Source organism: Castellaniella sp., assembly GCF_049671645.1.
Taxonomy (GTDB): domain Bacteria; phylum Pseudomonadota; class Gammaproteobacteria; order Burkholderiales; family Burkholderiaceae_B; genus Castellaniella.
Window position 1 is genome coordinate 270,071 of record NZ_JBATVG010000019.1, and the last position, 22,363, is coordinate 292,433.

Annotated in this window: 21 protein-coding genes; 9 read left to right on the forward strand and 12 right to left on the reverse strand. The window is 66.3% G+C overall.

Annotation, left to right across the window (positions count from 1 at the left end; translation table 11 throughout):
* The first annotated feature begins 23 nt into the window (after positions 1–23).
* The 6 genes from hyi (at position 24) to WBG56_RS09760 (ending at position 7,319) form a co-directional block, all read left to right on the forward strand.
* Positions 24–800 (forward strand): hydroxypyruvate isomerase, encoded by a 777-nt coding sequence (hyi, locus tag WBG56_RS09735; RefSeq protein ID WP_424267700.1) that lies wholly within the window; start codon positions 24–26, stop codon positions 798–800.
* Between the two features lie 79 nt (positions 801–879).
* On the forward strand, positions 880–1,764 hold the full coding sequence (glxR, locus tag WBG56_RS09740; protein ID WP_424267702.1) for a 2-hydroxy-3-oxopropionate reductase: 885 nt from the start codon (positions 880–882) through the stop codon (positions 1,762–1,764).
* A 54-nt stretch (positions 1,765–1,818) separates the two neighbouring features.
* Complete coding sequence (locus WBG56_RS09745) at positions 1,819–3,078, forward strand: glycerate kinase type-2 family protein (protein ID WP_424267704.1); 1,260 nt, start codon at positions 1,819–1,821, stop codon at positions 3,076–3,078.
* A gap of 25 nt (positions 3,079–3,103) precedes the next feature.
* A complete protein-coding gene (locus tag WBG56_RS09750; RefSeq protein ID WP_424267706.1) occupies positions 3,104–3,547 on the forward strand; it encodes a GlcG/HbpS family heme-binding protein in 444 nt (147 codons plus the stop codon).
* Positions 3,544–4,968, forward strand: a complete 1,425-nt coding sequence (gene pyk, locus WBG56_RS09755; RefSeq protein WP_424267708.1) for a pyruvate kinase — start codon at positions 3,544–3,546, stop codon at positions 4,966–4,968. The genes WBG56_RS09750 and pyk overlap by 4 nt, the downstream gene beginning before the upstream one ends.
* A gap of 176 nt (positions 4,969–5,144) precedes the next feature.
* Complete coding sequence (locus WBG56_RS09760) at positions 5,145–7,319, forward strand: malate synthase G (protein ID WP_424267710.1); 2,175 nt, start codon at positions 5,145–5,147, stop codon at positions 7,317–7,319.
* Positions 7,320–7,478: 159 nt separating this feature from the next.
* Here WBG56_RS09760 and WBG56_RS09765 read toward each other — a convergent pair whose 3' ends face one another.
* From WBG56_RS09765 to WBG56_RS09775, 3 genes are all read right to left on the reverse strand, one after another.
* Positions 7,479–8,600, reverse strand: a complete 1,122-nt coding sequence (locus WBG56_RS09765) for a 5-methyltetrahydropteroyltriglutamate--homocysteine S-methyltransferase (protein WP_424267712.1) — start codon at positions 8,598–8,600, stop codon at positions 7,479–7,481.
* A 115-nt stretch (positions 8,601–8,715) separates the two neighbouring features.
* Complete coding sequence (locus WBG56_RS09770) at positions 8,716–9,906, reverse strand: acetylornithine transaminase (RefSeq protein WP_424267714.1); 1,191 nt, start codon at positions 9,904–9,906, stop codon at positions 8,716–8,718.
* Between the two features lie 38 nt (positions 9,907–9,944).
* On the reverse strand, positions 9,945–10,838 hold the full coding sequence (locus tag WBG56_RS09775; RefSeq protein ID WP_424267716.1) for an EamA family transporter: 894 nt from the start codon (positions 10,836–10,838) through the stop codon (positions 9,945–9,947).
* Between the two features lie 185 nt (positions 10,839–11,023).
* Between WBG56_RS09775 and WBG56_RS09780 the strand changes: the two genes are divergently transcribed.
* Entirely contained in the window at positions 11,024–11,917 is an 894-nt protein-coding gene (locus WBG56_RS09780) for an MOSC domain-containing protein (RefSeq protein WP_424267718.1), read from the forward strand.
* 5 nt (positions 11,918–11,922) lie between these two features.
* Here WBG56_RS09780 and WBG56_RS09785 read toward each other — a convergent pair whose 3' ends face one another.
* From WBG56_RS09785 to dinB, 6 genes are all read right to left on the reverse strand, one after another.
* The gene (locus WBG56_RS09785) at positions 11,923–12,831 is read right to left on the reverse strand and encodes an NAD(P)-dependent oxidoreductase (protein WP_424267720.1); all 909 of its coding nucleotides are present in this window, start codon (positions 12,829–12,831) and stop codon (positions 11,923–11,925) included.
* Complete coding sequence (gene cobA / locus WBG56_RS09790; RefSeq protein WP_424267722.1) at positions 12,828–13,655, reverse strand: uroporphyrinogen-III C-methyltransferase; 828 nt, start codon at positions 13,653–13,655, stop codon at positions 12,828–12,830. The genes WBG56_RS09785 and cobA overlap by 4 nt, the downstream gene beginning before the upstream one ends.
* Positions 13,645–14,052 carry a nitrite reductase small subunit NirD gene (nirD, locus tag WBG56_RS09795; RefSeq protein ID WP_424267724.1) on the reverse strand — a complete coding sequence of 136 codons (408 nt, stop codon included), beginning with the start codon at positions 14,050–14,052 and terminating at the stop codon, positions 13,645–13,647. The genes cobA and nirD overlap by 11 nt, the downstream gene beginning before the upstream one ends.
* An 8-nt stretch (positions 14,053–14,060) precedes the next feature.
* Complete coding sequence (gene nirB / locus WBG56_RS09800) at positions 14,061–16,631, reverse strand: nitrite reductase large subunit NirB (protein ID WP_424267726.1); 2,571 nt, start codon at positions 16,629–16,631, stop codon at positions 14,061–14,063.
* Positions 16,628–17,440, reverse strand: a complete 813-nt coding sequence (locus WBG56_RS09805; protein ID WP_424267728.1) for a formate/nitrite transporter family protein — start codon at positions 17,438–17,440, stop codon at positions 16,628–16,630. The genes nirB and WBG56_RS09805 overlap by 4 nt, the downstream gene beginning before the upstream one ends.
* A gap of 162 nt (positions 17,441–17,602) precedes the next feature.
* Complete coding sequence (gene dinB, locus WBG56_RS09810; protein WP_424267730.1) at positions 17,603–18,736, reverse strand: DNA polymerase IV; 1,134 nt, start codon at positions 18,734–18,736, stop codon at positions 17,603–17,605.
* 161 nt (positions 18,737–18,897) lie between these two features.
* Here dinB and WBG56_RS09815 point away from each other — a divergent pair, with 161 nt between their 5' ends.
* Positions 18,898–19,182 (forward strand): heavy-metal-associated domain-containing protein, encoded by a 285-nt coding sequence (locus WBG56_RS09815; RefSeq protein WP_424267732.1) that lies wholly within the window; start codon positions 18,898–18,900, stop codon positions 19,180–19,182.
* A gap of 146 nt (positions 19,183–19,328) precedes the next feature.
* On the opposite strand, the gene WBG56_RS09820 is transcribed toward WBG56_RS09815, so the two are convergent.
* The 3 genes from WBG56_RS09820 to WBG56_RS09830 form a co-directional block, all read right to left on the reverse strand.
* Positions 19,329–20,600, reverse strand: a complete 1,272-nt coding sequence (locus WBG56_RS09820) for an MFS transporter (protein WP_424267734.1) — start codon at positions 20,598–20,600, stop codon at positions 19,329–19,331.
* 229 nt (positions 20,601–20,829) lie between these two features.
* Positions 20,830–21,255, reverse strand: a complete 426-nt coding sequence (locus tag WBG56_RS09825) for an organic hydroperoxide resistance protein (RefSeq protein ID WP_424267736.1) — start codon at positions 21,253–21,255, stop codon at positions 20,830–20,832.
* 124 nt (positions 21,256–21,379) lie between these two features.
* Positions 21,380–21,871: a MarR family winged helix-turn-helix transcriptional regulator gene (locus tag WBG56_RS09830; RefSeq protein ID WP_424267738.1), complete on the reverse strand. Its 492-nt coding sequence runs from the start codon at positions 21,869–21,871 to the stop codon at positions 21,380–21,382.
* 197 nt (positions 21,872–22,068) lie between these two features.
* Between WBG56_RS09830 and WBG56_RS09835 the strand changes: the two genes are divergently transcribed.
* The gene (locus WBG56_RS09835) at positions 22,069–22,362 is read left to right on the forward strand and encodes an antibiotic biosynthesis monooxygenase family protein (RefSeq protein WP_424267740.1); all 294 of its coding nucleotides are present in this window, start codon (positions 22,069–22,071) and stop codon (positions 22,360–22,362) included.
* Position 22,363: the final 1 nt, after the last annotated feature.

Genomic DNA, 22,363 nt, shown 5'->3' on the forward strand with positions numbered 1-22,363 from the left:
GGAAGCATTTCAAGGAGCCACACATGCCGAAATTCGCCGCCAATCTGTCGATGCTGTTCACCGAAATCGACTTCCTGGACCGCTTCGAAGCGGCCGCCAAGGCTGGTTTCAAGGGCGTCGAATACCTGTTTCCCTACGCCTACGCCAAGGAAGACCTGGCCAGGCGCCTGAAAGACAACGGTCTGGTCCAGGTGCTGCACAACCTGCCCGCCGGCGACTGGGACGCCGGCGAGCGCGGGATTGCCTGCCACCCCGACCGCGTCGAGGAATTCAAGCGGGGCGTCGCCCAGGCCATCGAATACGCCCAGGCGCTGGGCTGCACGCAGGTCAACTGCCTGGCGGGCAAGGTGCCCGCCGGCGTCGGTCAGACCGCCGCGCACGAAACCTTCGTCGCCAACCTGCGCCACGCCGCCGCCGAACTGAAAAAAGCGGGCATCCGCCTGGTGATCGAGCCGATCAACACCTTCGACATTCCCGGCTTTTTCCTGAGCCGCACGGACCAGGCCCTGGCCATCGTCGCCGAGGTCGGTTCCGACAATCTGCGCGTGCAATACGACATCTACCATGCCCAGCGCATGGAAGGCGAGCTGGGCAACACGATCAGCAAGCATCTGGGCGCCATCGGCCACATCCAGCTGGCCGACAACCCCGGGCGCAACGAACCCGGCACCGGCGAAATCAACTACCGCTGGCTGCTGCGCCACATCGACCAGGTCGGCTATACCGGCTGGATCGGTTGCGAATACAAGCCTGCCGCCCGCACCGAAGACGGTCTGGGCTGGATCCAGGCGCTGGCCTGATTTCACCGGATAAAAACCGGCCGGGCGCCCCCATCCAGCCAAACGCCCGGCCCCCACAGCATCAACAAGGAGCATCCACATGGCTAATATCGGTTTCATCGGTCTGGGCATCATGGGCACGCCCATGGCGGCCAATCTCATCAAGGGCGGCCATTCCCTGGTCACGTTCACCCACGGCAAGACCCCGCAAAGCCTGCTGGACGCCGGCGCGAAGGCCGTCGCCAACAACACGGAAGTCGCCAAAGCGTCCGACATCATCATCGTCATGGTGCCCGACACCCCGGACGTCGAAGCCGTGCTGTTCGGCGAAAACGGCGTGGCCGCCGGCCTGTCCAAGGGCAAGACCGTGATCGACATGAGCTCGATCTCGCCCGTGGCGACGAAGGAATTCGCCAAGAAGATCAACGCCCTGGGCTGCGAATACCTGGACGCCCCGGTGTCCGGCGGCGAGGTCGGCGCCAAGGCCGCCAGCCTGACCATCATGATCGGCGGCAACCAGGCGGCCTTCGACCAGTGCAAGTCCATCTTCGAACTGATGGGCAAGAACATCACCCTGGTGGGCGGCAACGGCGACGGCCAGACCACCAAGGTCGCCAACCAGATCATCGTCGCGCTGACCATCGAAGCCGTGGGCGAAGCCCTGGTGCTGGCCTCCAAGGCCGGTGCCGACCCGGCCAAGGTCCGCCAGGCGCTGATGGGCGGATTCGCCAGCTCGCGCATCCTGGAAGTGCACGGCGAGCGCATGGTGAAACGCACCTTCGACCCGGGCTTCCGCATCAACCTGCACCAGAAGGACCTGAACCTGGCCCTGACGACCGCCCGCCAACTGGGGCTGTCCCTGCCCAGCACGGCCGTGGCCCAGGAACTGTTCAACGCCTGCGTGGCGCACGGCGGCGCGGCGTGGGATCATTCCGGCATGGTGCGGGCCCTGGAAATCATGGCCAACCACGAAATCGGCCAGTAAGCCGCTTCCGGTGCGCCGGCCCCCGGCGCACCGCCCCCTTTGCACGGACGTCCCATGACAGAGCCCCGCGATCTTCTGACCCGCATGTTCCAGGCCGCCGTGCGCGCCGCCCAGCCGGAACACTGCATCCCGGCCTTCCTGCCGCCGCGCCCCAAAGGGCGCACCATCGTGATCGGCGCGGGCAAGGCCTCGGCCGCCATGGCGCAGGCCTTTGAAAAGCACTGGCCCGCGCCCCTGGAAGGGGTCGTCGTCACCCGCTACGGTTATGCCGTCCCGTGCCAGCGGATCGAAATCCTGGAGGCTGCCCACCCGGTGCCCGACGAGGCGGGCGAACGCGCCGCGCAACGGCTATTCGACCAGGTCCGGGGGCTGACCGCCGACGATCTGGTGATCTGCCTGATTTCCGGCGGCGGATCGTCGCTGCTGCCCGTGCCCGGCGCGGGCGTCACCCTGGCCGACAAGCAGGCCATCAACCGCGCCCTGCTGAAATCGGGCGCGACGATTTCCGAAATGAACTGCGTGCGCCGCCATCTGTCCGGCATCAAGGGCGGGCGTCTGGCGGCCGCCTGCGCGCCCGCGCGGGTCATCAACCTGCTGATCTCCGACGTGCCCGGCGACCAGCCCAGCGACATCGCTTCCGGCCCCACCGTGGCCGACCCCAGCACCTGCGCCGACGCGCTGGACATCGTGCGCCGCTACGGGCTCGACCTGCCCGCCGGCGCCCGCCGCCTGCTGGAGTCCGGCGAGGGTGAAACCCTGAAACCCGGCGATCCGCGCCTGGCCCGCGTCGAAACCCACCTGATCGCCACCCCGCAGATGGCGCTGGAAGCCGCCGCGGCCGTGGCCCGCGAAGCCGGCGTCAATCCGGTGCTGCTGGGCGACCGCATCGAAGGCGAGGCCCGCGACGTGGGCAAGGTGCTGGCCGGCATCGCCTTGCAGGTCCGCGCCCACAGCCAGCCCGCGCCCGCGCCCTGCGTGCTGCTGTCGGGCGGCGAAACCACCGTCACCGTGCGCGGCCAGGGCCGCGGCGGGCGCAATGTGGAATGCCTGCTGTCCACCGCGATCGCGCTGGACGGCGTCAACGACGTCTACGCGCTGGCCGGGGACACGGACGGCGTGGACGGCCAGGAGGAAATCGCCGGAGCGCTGATCACACCCGACACGCTGGCCCGCGCCTGGGCGGCGGGCATGCCGCCCCGCGTCCACCTGGACGACAACGACGGTCATGGTTTTTTTGAACGGCTGGGCGATTCCCTGATCACCGGCCCGACGCTGACCAACGTCAACGATTTTCGCGCCATTCTGATCCTGTGACGGAACGACGCCCAAGGAGACACTGATGAAAACGATACGAGTCCTGACCCTGGAAGACGCCCGCCGCATGGCCGCCGCCGCAGAGGCCGAAGCCCGGCAGAACGGCTGGAACGTCAGCATCGCCATCTGCGACGCCGGCGGGTATCCGCTCTGGCTGCAGCGCATGGACGCCGCGCCGATCATGAGCGCCATGGTGGCCCCGGACAAGGCCCGCGCCTGCGTGCTCAGCGGCAAACCCAGCAAGGTCTACGAGGACATGGTCAACCAGGGCCGCATCGCCGCCCTGTCCATGCCGGTCGTCCCCCTGGAAGGCGGCGAACCCATTTACTACGACCGGCAAGTCATCGGCGCGGTCGGCGTGTCCGGCGTCCAGGCGGGCCAGGACGCGCAGGTCGCCCGCGCCGGCGTGACCGCCCTGGACGGCCCGGACCATCCGACCGACCCTCTGTATAAAGGACAGCAGGCATGAACCGCGAACGCCGCGCCCGTATCCTGGCGACCCTGGGCCCCGCCAGTTCCTCTCCCGAACAGATCCGCGCCCTGGTCGATGCCGGCGCCAACGTGTTCCGCCTGAACTTCAGCCACGGCAGCCACGAAGACCATGCCGAACGCTATCGCATCATCCGCCAGGTCGAACGGGACGTCGGCCGCCCCATCGGCATCCTGATGGACCTGCAAGGCCCCAAGCTGCGAGTCGGCAAGATTGCCGGCGGCAAGACCGCGCTGCAGGCCGGCCAGCCCTTCCGCCTGGACCTGGACCCGGCCGAAGGCGACGCGCGGCGCGCCAACCTGCCGCACCCGGAGATCTTCGCGGCCCTGGAGGATGGCACCGACCTGTTGCTGGACGACGGCAAGCTGCGCCTGCGAGTGGACCGCCACGGTCCCGACTTCGCCGAAACCACCGTCATGGTGGGCGGCCCCCTGTCCGACCGCAAGGGCGTCAACGTGCCGGGCGTCATCCTGCCGATTTCCCCGCTGACCCCGAAGGACCGCGACGACCTGGCCTTCGGCCTGTCGCTGGGCGTGGACTGGGTTGCGCTGTCGTTCGTGCAACGCCCCGAAGACATCATCGAGGCCCGCAGCCTGATCGGCGATCAGGCCTGGATCATGGCCAAACTGGAAAAGCCGGCCGCCATCGAACACCTGGACGCCATCATCGACCAGGCCGACGGCATCATGGTGGCGCGCGGCGATCTGGGGGTGGAATTGCCGCCGCAACGGGTTCCTGTGCTGCAGCAGCGCATCGTGCGCCATGCCCGCGCCGCCGGCAAGCCCGTGGTGGTCGCCACCCAGATGCTGGAATCCATGATCACCGCCCCGGTTCCCACCCGCGCAGAGGCCTCCGACGTGGCCACGGCCGTCTACAGCGGCGCGGACGCCGTCATGCTGTCGGCCGAATCGGCCTCCGGCCAATACCCGGTCGAAGCCGTCACCATCATGAACAACATCATCCGCGAAGTGGAGTCCGATCCATCGTGGAGGGCGAACCTGGACGCCACCCACAGCCCGGCCGAATCCAATATCCCGGACGCCATCTGCTGCGCCTTGCGCCGCGTGGCCGACCTGCTGGAACCCGCCGCCACCGTGGCCTACACGGCATCGGGCTTCAGCGCCCTGCGGGCCAGCCGCGAACGGCCCATCACCCCGATCCTGGCGCTGACCCCCGAACCGCGCACAGCCCGTCGCCTGGCCCTGGCCTGGGGCGTGCGCCCGGTGCACTTCCCCGAGCAGCTGCACGAGTCCAGCGAAATGATCCGGAGCGCCACCGACGCCGCCCGGAAATCCGGCCTGGCGGCGGTCGGCGACACGCTGATCGTCATCGCCGGCCTGCCGTTTGGCCGCAGCGGCAGCACCAATCTGCTGCACATTGCGCAAGTGCCGGAGAAATAAGCAGTATCCGCACTGGCATATAGCGGGCCCGCATCTTCGGATGCGGGCCTTTTCTTTTTGGCGACAACACCTTAGCCGACAACCCACGGCGGTCCGATACCCCGCTGCGCCCTTTAACTCTTATAGAAGACTGCCTATAATCCTAGGATTGATCTTCAGATTATCCAAGGACCATCATGACCGATCGCATTTCCAGCCATGGACTCCAGGTCGCAGCGGTGCTGCACCAGTTCCTCGAACAGGAAGCTCTGCCCGGCACGGGGGTTCAACCCGCCGCCTTCTGGGAAGGGCTGGCCGCCATCGTGCATGATCTGGCCCCGAAAAACCGCGCCCTGCTGGCCGAACGCGACCGCATCCAGGCCGCCATGGACGACTGGTACGGCAAGCATCCCGGCCCGGTCGCCGACCCGGCCGCCTACCGCGCCTTCCTGCACCAGATCGGCTACCTGAAAGACGCCCCCGCCAAGGTCGCCGTCACCACGGCCAACGTCGACACGGAAATCACGCAACAGGCCGGCCCGCAACTGGTCGTGCCGGTCATGAACGCCCGCTATGCCCTGAACGCCGCCAACGCGCGCTGGGGCAGCCTGTACGATGCCCTGTACGGCACCGACGCCATCCCCGATACCGACGGCGCCGCCCGCACCGGCGGCTACAACCCGGTGCGCGGCGCGCGCGTCATCGCCTTCGCCCGCCAGTTCCTGGACGACAGCATCGCCCTGGCCCAGGGTTCGCACCGCGACGCCACCGGCTATGCGGTCGTCGACGGCGCGCTGCAGGTCACCCTGAAGGACGGCAGCGCCACCGGCCTGGCCAAGGCCGACGCCTTCCTGGGCCACCGCGGCGATGCGTCCGCCCCCGACGCGCTGGTGTTCCTCCACAACGGCCTGCACTTTGAAATCCAGTTCGACGCGAACCACCCCATCGGCAAGACCGATGCCGCCCACATCAAGGACGTCGTCGTCGAATCGGCCCTGACCACCATCATGGACTGCGAAGACTCGATCGCCGCCGTGGATGCCGACGACAAGGTCGTCGCCTACCGCAACTGGCTGGGCCTGATGAAGGGCGATCTGTCCGAAGACCTGGTCAAGGGCGGCAAGACCATCACCCGCCGCCTGAATCCGGACCGCGAATACGTCGCGCGCGACGGCGGCACGGCCAGCCTGCACGGCCGCTCCCTGATGTTCGTGCGCAACGTCGGCCACCTGATGAGCAACCCGGCCATCCTGGACCGCGACGGCCATGAAATCCCCGAAGGCATTCTGGACGCCGTCTGCACGTCGCTGTGCGCCATCCCCGACCTGAAGGCGCGCAAGAATTCCCGCACCGGGTCCATCTACATCGTCAAGCCGAAAATGCACGGCCCCGACGAGGTTGCCTTCGCCAGCGAAATCTTCGCCCGCGTGGAACAGCTGCTGGGCCTGGCGCCCAACACGATCAAGATGGGCATCATGGACGAAGAGCGCCGCACCAGCGTCAACCTGAAAGCCTGCATTGCCGCCGCCACCAAGCGCGTAGTGTTCATCAACACCGGCTTCCTGGACCGCACGGGCGACGAACTGCACACCTCCATGCGCGCCGGCGTCATGGTGCGCAAGCACGACATGAAGTCCCAGGCATGGATCCAGGCCTACGAACTGAACAACGTGCAGACCGGCCTGGAATGCGGCCTGCGCGGCCACGCCCAGATCGGCAAGGGCATGTGGGCCATGCCGGACCTGATGGCCGCCATGCTCGAACAGAAGGTCGGCCAGCTCAAGGCCGGCGGCAACACCGCCTGGGTGCCGTCGCCCACCGCCGCCACGCTGCACGCGCTGCACTACCACCAGGTCGACGTGGTCGAAGTGCAAAAATCCCTGGAAGGCCGCCACGAGGACTACACCGATCGCATCCTGACCGTGCCGGTCACCGGCGCCCCCACCTGGACGCCCAAGCAGATCCAGCAGGAACTGGACAATAACTGCCAGGGCATCCTGGGCTACGTCGTGCGCTGGATCGACCAGGGCGTGGGCTGCTCGAAAGTCCCCGACATCCACGACGTGGGCCTGATGGAAGACCGCGCCACGCTGCGGATTTCCAGCCAGCACATCGTCAACTGGCTGCTGCACGGCGTCACCCACCGCGCGCAGGTCGAAGAAACCCTGCGCCGCATGGCCGCCGTGGTGGACAAGCAAAACGCCGGGGACGCCGCCTACGAGCCCATGGACGGCCATTTCGACACGTCCTGCGCCTTCAAGGCCGCCAGCGACCTGATCTTCAAGGGCCTGGAACAGCCCAACGGCTACACCGAACCGCTGCTGCACCACTGGCGTCAGGTGAAAAAGGCGGAACAGGCCGCGAAGGCCTGAGGCCGCGAAGGCCCCTTCGGGCCGGTCGGGCCCAGCCGGCCGGCCCTCGACGGGCCACCGCAAAAAAAACGCCGCTGCACCGGATGCAGCGGCGTTTTTTTTTGCGTGGCGCCCCAGCGTCAGGGCGACATCGGCGCCGGGATCACCCGGCCGCAGCGTTCAGGCGTCGCCCCAGACCTCGCGGGCGGTTTCCACCACCAGCCGCAGCTTGTTGCGCTGGTCCTCGACGGCCACGTTATTGCCGTGCACCGTGCTCGAAAAACCGCATTGCGGCGACAAGGCAAGCTGCTCCAGCGGCGCATGGCGCGCCGCCTCGTCGATGCGGCGCTTCAGGTCGTCCTTGGATTCCAGGGCGCCGAACTTCGTCGTCACCAGGCCCAGCACCACGATCTTGCCGGGCGGCAGATAGCGCAGGGGCCGGAAATCGCCGCTGCGGTCGTCGTCGTATTCCATGAAATACGCATCCAGGTGCATTTCCGACAGCAGGGCCTCAGCCACCGGCTCGTAGTTGCCCTCGGCCGCATAGGTGCTCTTGAAATTGCCCCGGCACAGGTGCATGGCCAGCACCATGCCCTCGGGCTTGCGCGCCACCACCCGGTTGATGAAGTTGGCGTAGCGGTGCGGCAATTCATCCGGATCGTCGCCGCGCGCCTTGGCCGCCTCGCGCATGCGTCCATCGCACAGATAGGCCAGGTTGGTATCGTCCATCTGCACATAGCGGCAACCGGCGTCGTACAGGCTGCGCAGTTCCTGGCCGTAGGCCTCGGCCACGTCTTCGTAGAAGGCGGGGTCGAGCTCAGGGTAGGCCACGGCGTCGATGCCGGCGCGCCCGCCCCGGAAATGCAGCATGGTGGGCGAGGGAATCGTGACCTTGGGCGTGTGGCCCGCCGACACCTGACCGGCCAGATACTCGAAGTCGGCGCGCTGGATGTCGCGCGCATGGCGCACCTTGCCGGTCACCAGGATCGATGGCGGCGCAAGGTGTTCCTTGCCGTCCTGCCCCGTCACGACCTTGGGGTCGTCGGTGGTCACGCCGTCGAGCTGCCGCAGGAAATCCAGGTGGAAGAACGTGCGGCGAAATTCGCCGTCCGTCACGGATTTCAGGCCGACGTCCTCCTGGAAGCGGACGACTTCGGCAATGGCACGGTCCTCGACGGCGCGCAGGGCGGCGGCGTCGATCTCGCCCTTGGCATGGCGCTCGCGCGCCTCGAGCAGATACACGGGTCGCAGGAAGCTGCCGACATGGTCGGCGCGAAACGGCGGGACGGTGCGTATGGACATCGAAGTCTCCTTGATCGGAAAAGTTCAGTGTACTTAATAACCGGCCCGACGGGCTACGCCCGGCCCGCGACGCGCCGGCCGGGGCGGCGCGGCGGCCCGATGCCCCGAAACCGGACTAGCCGCGTACCTGCTTGATCAGCGCATCCAGCCAGGCCAGCATGGTGTCGATTTCTTCGGCCGACACGTTCAGGGCCGGCATGAAGCGCAGCAGATTGCCGCGCGGGGCATTCAGCAACAGCCCCTCGGGAGCCCGGTCGCGGGCGGCTGCCACCAGGGCCGGGCCGTCGTCGCGGTCCATGATCAGCGCGCGCAGCAGACCCGCGCCACGTTCACCCTGCATTCCCCATTTTTCGGAAAGCGCCATCAGGCCGTTTGACAACCGGCGGGCGCGTTCGTTGACCGATTCCATGAAGCCGGGCGCGGCCAGAGTATCGAATACCGCCACGCCAACCGCGGTCATCAGCGGATTGCCGTTATAGGTGCCGCCCTGGTCGCCAGGTTCGAAGCAGCTGACCGCTTCGCGGGCGCACAGCGCCGACAGCGGAACGCCGCCGCCGATGCCCTTGCCCAGCGTCATGATGTCGGGTTCGATGCCGGCATGCTGATAGGCGAACATCCGGCCGGTGCGGCCCATGCCGGTCTGCACCTCGTCCACGATCAGCAGCAGCCCCTGTTCCCGGGTCAGCGCGCGCAGGCCCTGCAGGAATTCGCGGGTAGCGGGGATGACGCCGGCCTCGCCCTGAACGGGTTCCAGCATCACGGCCACGGTCTGGTCATCGATCAGCGCGCGGACGGAATCCAGATCGTTCAGGTCGGCCTTGGGGAAGCCATCGACCTGCGGAGCGAATTTCGTGTCCCAGCCCGCCTTGCCCGACGCGGACATGGTCGCCAGCGTGCGGCCGTGAAAGCTGTGGTCGAAGGTGATGATCTTGTAGGCGCCCTTGCGATGCAATTGCCCCCATTTGCGGGCCAGCTTGATCGCGCCTTCATTGGCTTCGGCGCCGCTGTTGGCGAAGAACACGCGATCGAAGCAGGACGCATCCACGATGCGCTTGGCCAGATCGATGGACGGCTGGTTGTAGAAGGCCGGCGAGGGATTGATCAGCGCACGCGATTGCCGCGACAGAGCGTCGATCATGGGAGCCGGATTATGCCCCAGGCAATTCACCGCCCAGCCCTGGATGAAATCCAGATACTGTTTGCCGGCACTGTCCTGCAGCCAGGACCCCTGGCCGCTGACGAACACCAGTTCGGGACGCGACGTAATTTCCATCAGGGCGTTGATCCCTGCACGATCAATGGTCATGGGTATGATTTCCAGTCGAAACGCCAAAAAACATTATTCTAGGCCGCTTGCGCGCGGTTCCGAAGCCAGGCGGCCCACCGGGCGCCAAACAGATTGACCGTCAGTCCGATCAATACCACACCACCGCCCAGCCACTGCCAGAACCCCAGCCGCTCGCCCAGGATCCAGTCGGCGCACAACAGCCCCACCACGGGGATCAGCAGGCTGAGCGGCGCCACGCGGGCCACCGGATGGCGCGCCAGCAAGCGCCCCCACAGCACATACCCCACCAGCGTCGCCACGCCCGACAGATACACCACCACGCCGACCCCCCGCCAGCTGACGCTCGTCAGGCCGGCCACGATGCGATCCGGCCCCTCGAAGACCGCCGAAAGCAGCAGGAACGGGATGGGCGGCAGCAAGGCCCCCCACACCACCATCGACAGCATGCGCACCTGTCCGGCGCACTTCAGGACGATGTTGCCGCAGGCCCAGCTGAACGCCGCCAGCAGCGTCAGCAGAAAGCCCACCAGGGGCACCGCGGTCGAATCCGCCCCCATGTCCAGCAGCGCCAGGCCGACGATCGCCAGGCCGATGCCCAGCACATGATGCAGCCGCACCGCCTCGTGCAGCACCAGAGCGGCGATGGCCACCGTGAAAAACGCCTGCGCCTGCAGCACCAGGGATGCCAGCCCCGCCGGCATGCCCAGATAGATGGCCAGGAACAGGAAGACGAACTGCCCCAGGCAGATGGTGGCCCCATAGGCCGCCACGTAACGCCAGGACACGGCCGGACGCGGCACGAAGAACACCGCCGGGAAGGCCACGAACAGGAAACGCAAGGCCCCCAGCAGCATCGGCGGGAACTCGTCCACCCCGAACTTGATGACGACGAAATTGGCGCCCCAGACCACAATCACGATCAACGCGGCCAGGATGTCTTTGAAAGGCATGGGGTCTCCAGCAGGGACAGGTCAGAGATGCACGGGAACCCTGCCATGCTACGGCATTTTTGACCGGGATCAGGGCGTGCCGAAGATCAATTTTCCCGGCCGCGCAAAATCGGGAGAACGACAGCGATGGCCGCCCGCCCCATGGCCGCCCCCGCATCCGATTAGAATGACCGTTCCCCTGCCCAATGACCGCACTGCCCGCCACCATGTCCCTGGCCATCCACAGCCTGTACAGCTACCCCGTCAAATCCTGCGCGGGCATCCGCCACGAACGCATCCGCGTCAGCGGCGCAGGACTGGAATACGACCGCCACTGGGTCATCGTCGACGACCGGGGCATCTTCATGACCCAGCGCCAGCACCCCCGCATGGTGCTGATCCAGCCCGCGCCCCAGCCCGATGGCGTCTGGCTCAAGGCCCCCGGCCAGCCGGACTGCTTCGCGCCGGTCACAGGAAGCGATCGGGCCGCAGTCCCGGTCGCCATCTGGGGAACGGAAACCGTGGGGGCCGACCAGGGCGACGAAGTCGCGCGCTGGCTCAGCGATTTCCTGGGCGCGCCGTGCCGCCTGCTGCATGTCCATCCCCAGGCGCACCGCCTGGCCAGCATGCGCCACGTGACGCAATGGATCCAGACTCACCCCGACTGGCCGCAATCCTTCCTGCCGGTGGACCGGCACGCCTTCGCGTTCGCCGACGGCTTTCCGTTCCTGGTCACCAACCAGCACTCGCTGGATGAACTGAACGGCCAGTTGGCGGACGGCGGCCATGACCCGGTGGATATGATCCGCTTCCGACCCAACATCGTGCTGCAGGGGCTGGAGCCCTATGACGAGGACCACCTGGCGGGGTTTCGCACCGCAGGCCTGGGATTCGCCTTCGTGAAAGCCTGCGCCCGCTGCCCCATCCCGAACGTCGATCCCCGTACCGGGGAAACCGCCCCCGAACCAGGCCGCACGCTGGCGCGGCACCGCCAATTCGAACAAGGCGTGCTGTTCGGCATGAATGCCATCGCCGCCCTGCCGGACGGCGATCATTGGCTCCAGGCGGGCGACGAAATCGAACCGGAATTCGATTTCTGATCCAGTCACGCCCCCTGCCCCGCCAGCAGGATGACAGCGCGACGATAGCCCGCGCACGCCGCCAAGGCCCGGGAGGCCGGATCCCCCGCAAGCCGGGCGATGGGCCGGCGGTCCGCATCCCTGCGCGCCATGTCCAGAAACCGGGCGGGCAGGCCGCACTCATGCACCAGCACATCGGCCTCGTTCATCGCCCGTAATTCATCGAGCGTCAAGCGCCCCGGTTCCTCCGGGAAAACCGTGATCCACGTCACACGGCGCTCCAACGGCGCCTCCCCGGTTGCCGCTGCCGCCACGCGGTTGCGCAGGCGCTGTTCCGCCCCCGTCGAATCCCCCCGGCGCAATTGCGCCAGCACAGGACCGTCATACAACCAGTCATAGAACCGACAGCGGGCCCCGGGATCCGGATAGGCTTGGCGGATGGCCTGGCGATGCTGTCCCGCCAGCGCCGCCAGCTCACCCAGGGAGGCATCGAACAGCGCCTCCATCTGTTCCCGCACACGCCGGGCCAGGACCGGGGCGACGCCCGACGAGGACACCGCGATCACCAAGGGTGATCGATCGACCACGGCGGGCACCTGGAACGAGGACAGGACCGGATCATCCACGACATTGGCCAGCACGTTGCGCTCGTCCGCCGCGGCTTTCACCTGCGCATTGACCCGGCGGTCACCGGTTGCCGCAATGACCAGCCAGACGGCAGCCAGCCAGCCGGGATCGAACGGCCCCGGCAAATGCGCCAGACAGCCGTCATCCGCCCAGTGCCGCAGCGTCGCCGTCAGGCGCGGCGCACCCACCAGGACCTTCGCGCCGCATCTCAGCAGCGACCGCACCTTGCGCTCCGCGACGCTGCCACCGCCCACCACCAGGCCCCTGCGCCCCGCCAGATCGGCGAACAGCGGATAGAGCGGCTTCATACCGGGCAGGCCGGCACAGGTTCCTGGCGGCTCCGGGCCCAGGCGACAAGAGCCGGATCCGCGAGCGCGACCACCTGACCCACCACGATCAGGCAGGGCGACACCAGATCGCAGCGGCGCGCGACCGCCCCCAGGTCCGCCAGAAGACACCGGACCGCGCGCTGCTTCGACGTCGTTCCGCACGCGACGAGCGCGACAGGCGTCGTCCCGGACAGGCCGTGAAGCATCAGTTCCATTCCCACATGTTCCGCCCGGGACAGCCCCATGTAGAACACCAGGGTGCGTTGCCGGTCCGCCGCCAAGGCCGTCCAGTCCAGATCGCGCGCATCCTCCTGGCGATGCGCGGCGATCAGGCTGACGCCCCCGGCCAGGTCGCGGTGCGTGAGCGGGATGCCCGTCGCCGCCGCGCAGCCGGATGCCGCCGTCACCCCGGGGATGATCGACACCGGGATCCCCTGCCGCCGCAATGCGATCATTTCCTCCCCTCCTCGCCCGAAAATGAAGGGGTCGCCGCCTTTCAAGCGGACGACATTGCGGCCCGCCCGCGCATGGGCGATCAGCAGGGCGTGGATGCCGTCCTGGGGCACGCTGTGCAGGCCCGCCCGCTTGCCCACGGAGATTCGCACGACATCCGGACGGCAGTGCGCCAGCAAGGCGGCCGAGGCCAAGCGGTCGTAGATCACTACGTCGGCCGCCTGCAAGGCGCGCACCCCCTTCACCGTGATCAGGTCGGGATCGCCCGGCCCCGCTCCCACCAGCCAGACATGCCCGGCGTGCCCGGAAGGCATGGGGGGCGCGGCATTCATCATGGCATCAGGCGGCATGATCGCAATCCTCCAAGACATGATCCATCGGGCGGCCCAGGCGCAGGATGCCGTCTCCGCCCAGCCGCGCGGGCCAGCAGCGGACGCGCACACCGGCATCTTCCAGGCATTCCCCCGTGTCCAGGAAGAAATGCTGCTTGTACATCGGCGAGGCCACCACCGGACGTCCCTGCAGCTCGCCGACAATGCCTCGGGCCAGCACGGCCGCACCGCTGAACGGGTCGACATGATCGATGGCGAACAGCCCCGCCTCGGTCACGAACACGGCCACCTGCTCGCCGTGCGCCCGGACGGCCACTCCGGCCTCGGGAATCAGATCCTCCCGACGGCAGACCGCCTGCCAGCCCGAGGAATCGGCCGGGCGCTCCCGGCGGCGGGAACGATTGGTTTTCATCATCCTGTCCCTCACTCGATTTCTGCCTTGACGGCCAACTCCTGACGCTCCCGCACCGTGGCAGGGCGGATCTGGCCGCGTTCCCTCACATGGACGACATGCTCGTCCGGCGCATCATCGTTGATGAGCGAACGGAAGCGCCGCAACGCCTGCTCATCCTTCAAGGTCGCCGCCCATTCGCACTCGTACCGATCGACAAGCCCCTGCATCTGGGCTTCCAGCTCCGCGCCCAAGCCCAGGCTGTCGTTCACGACGACGGCCTTCAGGTAGTCGAGGCCGCCTTCCAGGCTTTCGCGCCAGGCCGCCGTGCGTTGCAGCTTGTCCGCAGTGCGGATGTAGAGCATCAGGAAGCGGTCGATATACCGGATCAGCATGTCGTCGTCGAGATCCGACGCCAGCAGTTCCGCGTGCCGGGGCCGCATGCCGCCGTTGCCGCACACATACAGGTTCCAGCCCTTCTCCGTGGCGATGACCCCCACATCCTTGCTCTGGGCCTCGGCGCATTCCCGCGTGCAGCCGGACGCGGCCATCTTGATCTTGTGGGGCGCGCGCAACCCCCGGTAGCGCTGCTCCAGGCGAATGGCCAGGCCCACGGAATCCCGCACGCCGAACCGGCACCACGTGCTGCCAACGCACGACTTGGCCGTGCGCAAGGCTTTGCCATAGGCATGTCCGGACTCGAATCCGGCATCGATCAGTTCCCGCCAGATCGAGGGCAACTGTTCCAGACGCGCACCGAACAGATCGATCCGCTGGCCGCCGGTGATCTTGGTGTACAGGCTGTACTTGCGGGCGACCTCGCCAATGACGATCAGCTTCTCGGGCGAGATCTCCCCGCCCGGGATGCGCGGCACCACGGAATAGGTGCCGTCCTTTTGCAGGTTGCCCAGATACGCATCATTGCTGTCCTGCAAAGGGGCATGCTGAGGGGCCAGCACAAAATCGTTCCAGCACGAGGCGAAGATCGATGCGGCCACCGGCTTGCAGATGTCGCAGCCGCGCCCCGCGCCATGGCGGGCGATCAGGGTCTTGAAATCACGGATCTCGTTGACGCGGACCAAGTGGTAGAGTTCCTGACGGCTGTAGCGGAAGTGTTCGCACAAGCCATGATCGACGGCAATCCCCCGCCGCTCCAGCTCCCGGTCCAGGATCTGCTTCACCAGCGGCACGCAGCCGCCGCACGTCGTTCCCGCGCGGGTCTTCGCCTTCAGATCGCCCAAAGTGGCGCAGCCATCGGCAATGGCGCGGCACAGCGCCCCTTTGTTCACCTGATTGCAGGAGCAGATCTGCGCCGTATCCGGCAAAGCGTCCACGCCCAACGCGGGGGTGGCGTCCGCCGCAGGCGCAATCAGCGCAGCGGGCTGGGCCGGCAGGGCCAGGCCGTTCGTGAAATACTGGTCCAGCATGCCGAACGAGGCTGTATCCCCCACCAGCACGGCGCCCAACAGGCGCTTCCCATCCGCATCCATCACCAGCTTTTTATAGACGCCCGCCAGCGCATCCTCGAACACGCAACACACGCTGCCCTGCGTGCGGCCCTGCGCATCGCCGATCGACCCGACGTCCACCCCCAGCAACTTCAGTTTGGTGCTCGGCTGTCCGCCCTGAAAGACGGTGTCCGCATCACCCAGCACGTGGGCCGCGCAGACCCGGGCCATTTCATACCCGGGCGCCACCAGGCCGAACGTGGCGCCTTGCCAGCTGGCGACTTCGCCAATCGCATAGATGGCCGGGTCGGAACTGCGACAGTGATCATCGACCACGACACCGCCCCGCGGCCCGATCACCAGGCCGCAGTTGTGCGCCAGACGGTCGCAAGGCCTGATGCCCGCCGAGAAGACCACCATATCGGCCTCCAGCAGGCCCCCGTCCGAGAACTTCAAGCGCAGGGGCGAACGCAGCCCCGTGCCGATGGACGAGGTTGTCTTCGATGTATGGACATGGATGCCCAGCGCCTCGATCTTGCTGCGCAGCAGGCGTCCTCCGGACTCATCCAGCTGCGTGGCCATCAGCCACGGCGAAAATTCGACGACATGCGTATCCAGACCCAGGCCATGCAATGCGCGCGCCGCCTCCAATCCCAGCAATCCGCCCCCGATGACCACGCCCCGCCGGGCGCCGGCCGCGCGCGCCCGGATCGCCGCGACATCTTCGAGCGTCCGGTAGGGCAGACACTCCGGCCGATCCGCCCCTTTGATCGGAGGCACGAACGGCACGGACCCCGTCGCCAGCACCAGCCTGTCGTACGGATAGAACTCCTCGTCCGTGACATGGACGCGGCGCTGCTTGCGGTCGATCCAGACCGCCCTTTTGTCGCGCAGCACCGTGATGCCGTGCGTCTCGAAGAACGCCTCGTCGGTCAAGGCCAGGTCCTGCGCCTCCGCCCCGACAAAGCATTGGCTCAACTGCACGCGGTCATAGGCCAGCCTGGGCTCTCCGGAAAACACCGTGATGTCGTCGCCCAGCCCGCGCCGGACCAGTTCCTCCAGCAAGCGGTGGCCGACCATGCCATTGCCGATGACCAGCAGGCGCTTCCTGTCTGCCGAACCGGATTGCGCCGCGTCCAACCGGGCGGCCTTCATGCCGGTTCCTTGAAAACGGCCTCGCCCGCCACGGCGCGATCGGCCGCGGATGACGATGACGCGATCCAATAGGAGCCTGCCACGAATCCGGCGCCGCCCACAATATTGCCCAGCGTCACCCAACCCAGGTTCCAGGCCATGCCGCCCAGGCTCACCGTGTCCGGATGATTGCCGGCCAGCGCCAGCAACAACAGGGTCATGTTGGCGACGCTATGTTCGTAGCCGCTGCCGACAAAGGCCAGCAGGCACCAGAAGATCACCACGCAACGGGCGCTGTCGGACGTCACCCGGGCCGACATCCAGACCGCCAGGCAGACCAGCCAATTGCACAGGACGGCGCGGGCGAACAGACTGGCGGCGCCGGCGCTCATCTTGTGCGCGGCCGCCGTCATCACGAGCCCCTGCGGATCGTTCAACAAGCCGCCACCGCCGCCCATCACGAACAAGCCGACCAGCACCAGCGCGCCGCATAGATTGCCCACCCAGCTCGCGCACAGCACGGCCGCCGCCTCGGCCCAGGTCCCTCGCCCGCGGTAGCGTCGCAGCGCCATCACCATAGTGTGCCCGGTGAAGAGCTCCGCACCGGCGATCACGACCAGGATCAGGGCGATCCCAAAAGTCGCGCCCATGACCAGCAGGCGAAACGCGGGCGGGATCAGGCTGCCCAGCGTGAAGATCAGGATAATGCCCAATCCGATATAGGCGCCCGCCAGCATGCTGGCGACAAAGAATCCGCGCGGATTCCCGCGCAGATGGTGAAGCTTGGCCTCGGCCGCGCGCACAAAACCATTGATCGTGTCGTCGTACATGAGATTCTCCCGTATGTATCCATTGACACAAGGAGAGAAGCAAACAGCGTGCCAACTATTGGCCGCCGCCCCCGTCAAGGGCGAAGCCGTAGTGATCGGGAGGGGCTTATGACGCCAAGTGCGTCAAGTCGGTGCAGTGCTGCACCAGAACCGTGGCCCGGATCAGTACAAGGAGAGCTGCACGGGGTGTCGCGCCAACGGCGATTCATCGACCGGTTCCAGCTTGCTGGCCCGCACCCCCAGCAGGCGCAGCCGCCGGTCCAGCGCCACCCGCTTCAGGCACTGCCCCGCCGCCCGATGGATGGCATCGGCGTCGCCGACCGCCTCATCCAAGGTCAGATCGCGGGTCACGATGCGAAAATCGTCGAAACGCAGCTTGATGCCGATGGTGGCCCCGCGCACCCGCTTGCGCGCCAGATCCTGAGCCAGATGCTCGCACAAATCCCGGAAGATCGCCGACAGCACGGTCCGATCCCGCACCACGTGCAGATCGCGCTCGAACGTCGTCTCCCGGCTGATCGAACGCGGTTCGGATTCGACGACCACGGGCCGGTCATCGATGCCGCGCGCCACATCCAGAAGCCATTGCGCCGTGCCCAGGCCGAAGGCCTCCTGCAACTGGTCCGGCGCGGCCGCCGCCAGCTGCGCAATGGTCTCGATGCCCATGCCCTGCAGGCGGCGGGTGGCCTTGGGGCCGATGCCATTGACTTTGGACACCGGCAGCGGCCAGATGCGCCGCTGCAGATCGCCGGGGCCGATCAGCGTCACACCGTCGGGCTTGTCCAGGTCCGAGGCGATTTTCGACAGCAGCTTGTTGGGTGAAATGCCGATGGAGCAGACCAGGCCGGTCGCATCGCGAACCGCCTGCTTCAACTGTCGCGCCAGCGTCTCCGAGTCCTCCGGCATCCCCGTCAGGTCGATGTAGATTTCATCGATTCCGCGATCCTCGATCCGGGGCGCAATGGCGGCCACCGCCGCCTTGAACAGGCGCGAATAGTGACGGTAGGCGGCGAAGTTCACCGGCAACAGCACGGCATCCGGGGCCAGCCGGGCGGCTTTCATCATGCCCATGGCGGAATGCACGCCGAAGGCCCGGGCCTCGTAGGTCGCGGTGGTGATGACCCCGCGTCCCACATAATCCCGCAATCGCACGTAGCGGCCATCCCGGGGCGGTTCGCCCTGCCCGCCGATCACCACCGGCTGCCCGCGCAATTCCGGATAGCGCAACAATTCCACGGATGCAAAGAATGCATCCATATCCAGGTGGGCGATTCGGCGGGCAGGTGATTCAGGCATGTGGGCATCCTGGCGCCGACGACAGCGTCCGGCGCGATTTCCACCGGGACGATATACCCCCGACAGACAGGCACTGCTATACTAGCCGACTCTTAAGATATATTTAATATGTATCTATAACCCTGCCCTGCTCAAGGGCATTTCCCCGCCCGCGAGGACCCATGCAAGCCGAAACCCTGAAGCGATCATCCCAGAAGACCGAAACCATGCGCCTGGTGGGCCTGCAAGGCCCCAGCTGCGCCGACAAGATCGACCGGGTCCTGGCCGCGATCCCCGGCGTCTCCCAGGTCAGCGTGTCGCTGGCCGACGAAAAGGCCACCGTCACATTCGACACTGCCCAGGTCTCCACCCAGCGTCTGCAAGTCGCCGTCGCCGACGCCGGCTACGAAGCCCTGAAACCCGTCCACGGCCAAGACGGCAACTGCTGCGGCGGATGCGGCGGATAAATTCGGACAGCAGGCAGTCCCTGCGGACTGCCTGCTGCCGAATTTATCCGAGTGGCTTGCAAGCCACGAGGTGGATGCCCCGAACCAAGACGCCCCTGCGGGCTGTCATGTGCCGGAATTATCCGAGCGGGCTACCCCCGCCGATTTCACCCGGCATCCGGCTCCACCAATTCAGTCCCGGCCCGAGGCGCCCGCCGGTACGAATAGTGCATGAACACCAGCGACACACACACCGATCCATACAGCAACATGAAGGCGCTGGAATACACGCCGGTCACATCCAGCAGGACGCCGAACAGAATCGGCAGAATGAACCCGCCCAGGCCTCCGGCCAGCCCCACCACGCCCGACACCGCGCCGATATTGTCCGAATAATCATCACTGATGAACTTGAAGACGGACGCTTTGCCGATCGCCATGGCCACCCCGACGACAAACAGCAGGATCGTGAACACCGTGGCATTCAGGCCAATGTGCAGCGACACCGGACCGCTCAGGGTCTGGATCGTCATCTGCGTCTGCGGGTAGGACAGCAGGAAGAAACACACCCAGCAGACCCACATCACCCACCAGGTCACGGTATAGGCGCCAAAGCGATCCGAGAACCAGCCGCCCAAGGCCCGCAGCACCCCGCCCGGCAGGGAAAAGATCATCGCCAGAAACGCCGCCAAGGTCAGATCGAAGCCGTATTCCGCCACATAGTATTTCGTGATCCACAGGGCCAGCGCCACATAGCCGCCGAACACCACCGAATAGTATTGGCAATAGCGCCAGACACGCGGATCTTTCAGGACGGCCAACTGCTGCAGGATCCCGACGTTGCCCGTCATGCGATGCGCGGGGTCCGAATGGCTGAACAGCCAGAACAGGACTGCCGTACCCAGCATCAGCGCGGCATAGACCTTGGGCAGCATGGTCCAGCCGAATGCGCCGATCACCAGGGGGGCGACGAACATGTTCAGGGCGGAACCCGAATTGCCGGCGCCGAACACCCCCATCGCGAAGCCGCGTCTTTCCGGCGCGAACCAGCGCGCCACGTAGGGGGTCCCCACGGAAAACGTGCCGCCGGCCAGGCCGACGAACAAGGCCAGGATCAGAAACTGCGCATAGGTCGTGGCATGAGCCATCAGATACAACGGCGGCACGCAGACCAGCAAGACCAGAAAGAACACGATGCGCCCGCCAAAGCGATCGGTCAGCATGCCCAGGGGCACGCGAATCAGTGACCCGGTCAGGACCGGCGTGGCGATCAGCAGGCCGAATTGGGTTTCATTCAAGGCCAACTCGGTCTTCAGCGGCACGCCCAGGACGGAAAACATTGTCCAGACGGCAAAACAGACAGTGAAGGCGAACGTACTGGAAAACAGGACGGACAGCGCCTGGCGCGACGCGGGTCCGGATACGGTCTCTGATGACATGACGGTCTCCCGTTGATGAATCGTTTCACTCATCGCCCATCATATCCACACTGTCAGTGTCGTTATATGATTTGTGTCAGAGAAAGGCCGCATCGCACGAGCGCCGACCGCCACGGTGGTCCCGAAAGCGGCGCGGGCGCGTCCTGCGCCGCCCGTCCCGTAAAAAAGAAACAGCCCGACACATTGCCGGAGCTGTCGAACACAGAGCGGGCTGAGGCCGCCCCGGGCCCTATTGCACCGTCAGCGTGACCTTGACGTTGTTGCGCGTGGCATTGGAATACGGGCAGACGACGTGGGCCTTTTGGACCAGGTCAGTCAGTTTTGCATGGTCCACGCCCGGAGCGGAGATCTTCAGTTCCACCGCGATGCCGAAGCCCGTCGGGATGGGGCCGATGCCCACGGAACCCGCCACCTGGGTGCTGTCCGGCAGCTTGACGCTTTCCTTGCCGGCGACCAGTTTCAGGGCGCCCAGGAAGCAGGCCGAATAGCCCGCCGCGAACAACTGTTCCGGGTTGGTGCCCGGGCCGGCATCGCCGCCCAGTTCCTTGGGCACGGACAGCTTGATGTCCAAGCGGCCATCCGAGGATTTGGCGCTGCCTTCACGGCCGCCCGTGGCGGATGCATGGGCAGTGTAGAGAACGTTTTCGACTGTCATGGTGAGACTCCAGGTGGTGCGGTTCAAAAGGAAAGCCTCGGCACCACAAACGGCGGCTTGCCTGACGACGAAACAATCGGATCGCACCGGAGGCCAGGCGGATGCGCGGCCCGGCGCCGACCCGTCACCGTTTCGCCGGATGTTCTACAGCGGCGGCGCCCTGCAAGTGCGCCCGCAATTCTTCCAGATCGGCTTTCAGCACCTGGGCCTGGGCAGGCGTGCAGCCTGTGGCGCACAACACGCCCTGCGGGATGCTCTTGGCCCCCTGGCGCAAGGCCCGTCCCGCTTGCGTCAATGACACCAACACCTGGCGCTGATCCGCCTGGGCGCGATCCCTGCGCAGCAATCCCAATGCCTGCAAGCGTTTCAACAGCGGCGTCAGGGTGGCGGAATCCAGATACAGGCGATCGCCCAGCGCCGAGACGGTCAGCCCATCGGTTTCCCACAGCACCAGCATGACCAGATACTGCGGATACGTCAGCCCCAGATCGGCCAGGTGGCGGCGATAGATCTTGCCCATGGCCAGTTGCGCGGAATACAGGGCGAAACACAGCTGGGCATCCAGCGTGAGATGCGGGGGAGATGCCGCCTGCAGAGAAGGTTCATGCGTATCCATGCGTTCAATTTTAAGTAGCGTGCTATTTAATAGCAAGCTATTTTTTAAGATCTATCCCTGCCAGGCCTGATCCATCCGCACGGTATCGAATCCCCCGGCCAAGCGACGAGAACGGCTGGCGCGCTCGTACCGGCCCCAGCCTTGGCGGTGCATAATCATGGGCATCGATCCCTTCAACCTGATACAGGAAATCCGACATGATCCGCGAAATGGCCCACATCACCGTCAAACCCGGCGCCCAGGCCGACTTTGAGGCCGGCGTGCAAAAAGCCCTGCCCCTGTTCCAGCGGGCGCGCGGCTTTCACCGCCTGGAACTGCACCACGTCATCGAACACCCCGAGCAATACGTGCTGCAGATCCATTGGCAGACCCTGGAAGACCACATGAAGCATTTCCGCGAATCCGAGGACTTCCAGGCCTGGCGCGGCATCGTCGGCGGTTATTTCGCCAAGGCGCCGGAAGTCGTGCACACGGAGGTGGTGGGGGAATAAG

Bases quoted from the DNA above. Each gene is read 5' to 3' on its own strand.
- dinB (WP_424267730.1), bottom strand. From the start codon at position 18,736: ATGCCTGAATCACCTGCCCGCCGAATCGCCCACCTGGATATGGATGCA.
- WBG56_RS09750 (WP_424267706.1), top strand. From the start codon at position 3,104: ATGAAAACGATACGAGTCCTGACCCTGGAAGACGCCCGCCGCATGGCC.
- hyi (WP_424267700.1), top strand. From the start codon at position 24: ATGCCGAAATTCGCCGCCAATCTGTCGATGCTGTTCACCGAAATCGAC.
- WBG56_RS09820 (WP_424267734.1), bottom strand. From the start codon at position 20,600: ATGTCATCAGAGACCGTATCCGGACCCGCGTCGCGCCAGGCGCTGTCC.
- WBG56_RS09760 (WP_424267710.1), top strand. From the start codon at position 5,145: ATGACCGATCGCATTTCCAGCCATGGACTCCAGGTCGCAGCGGTGCTG.
- WBG56_RS09805 (WP_424267728.1), bottom strand. From the start codon at position 17,440: ATGTACGACGACACGATCAATGGTTTTGTGCGCGCGGCCGAGGCCAAG.
- nirB (WP_424267726.1), bottom strand. From the start codon at position 16,631: ATGAAGGCCGCCCGGTTGGACGCGGCGCAATCCGGTTCGGCAGACAGG.
- WBG56_RS09815 (WP_424267732.1), top strand. From the start codon at position 18,898: ATGCAAGCCGAAACCCTGAAGCGATCATCCCAGAAGACCGAAACCATG.
- WBG56_RS09765 (WP_424267712.1), bottom strand. From the start codon at position 8,600: ATGTCCATACGCACCGTCCCGCCGTTTCGCGCCGACCATGTCGGCAGC.
- cobA (WP_424267722.1), bottom strand. From the start codon at position 13,655: ATGCCGCCTGATGCCATGATGAATGCCGCGCCCCCCATGCCTTCCGGG.
- pyk (WP_424267708.1), top strand. From the start codon at position 3,544: ATGAACCGCGAACGCCGCGCCCGTATCCTGGCGACCCTGGGCCCCGCC.
- WBG56_RS09770 (WP_424267714.1), bottom strand. From the start codon at position 9,906: ATGACCATTGATCGTGCAGGGATCAACGCCCTGATGGAAATTACGTCG.
- WBG56_RS09780 (WP_424267718.1), top strand. From the start codon at position 11,024: ATGACCGCACTGCCCGCCACCATGTCCCTGGCCATCCACAGCCTGTAC.
- WBG56_RS09785 (WP_424267720.1), bottom strand. From the start codon at position 12,831: ATGAAGCCGCTCTATCCGCTGTTCGCCGATCTGGCGGGGCGCAGGGGC.
- nirD (WP_424267724.1), bottom strand. From the start codon at position 14,052: ATGATGAAAACCAATCGTTCCCGCCGCCGGGAGCGCCCGGCCGATTCC.
- WBG56_RS09775 (WP_424267716.1), bottom strand. From the start codon at position 10,838: ATGCCTTTCAAAGACATCCTGGCCGCGTTGATCGTGATTGTGGTCTGG.
- glxR (WP_424267702.1), top strand. From the start codon at position 880: ATGGCTAATATCGGTTTCATCGGTCTGGGCATCATGGGCACGCCCATG.
- WBG56_RS09745 (WP_424267704.1), top strand. From the start codon at position 1,819: ATGACAGAGCCCCGCGATCTTCTGACCCGCATGTTCCAGGCCGCCGTG.
- WBG56_RS09830 (WP_424267738.1), bottom strand. From the start codon at position 21,871: ATGGATACGCATGAACCTTCTCTGCAGGCGGCATCTCCCCCGCATCTC.
- WBG56_RS09825 (WP_424267736.1), bottom strand. From the start codon at position 21,255: ATGACAGTCGAAAACGTTCTCTACACTGCCCATGCATCCGCCACGGGC.
- WBG56_RS09835 (WP_424267740.1), top strand. From the start codon at position 22,069: ATGATCCGCGAAATGGCCCACATCACCGTCAAACCCGGCGCCCAGGCC.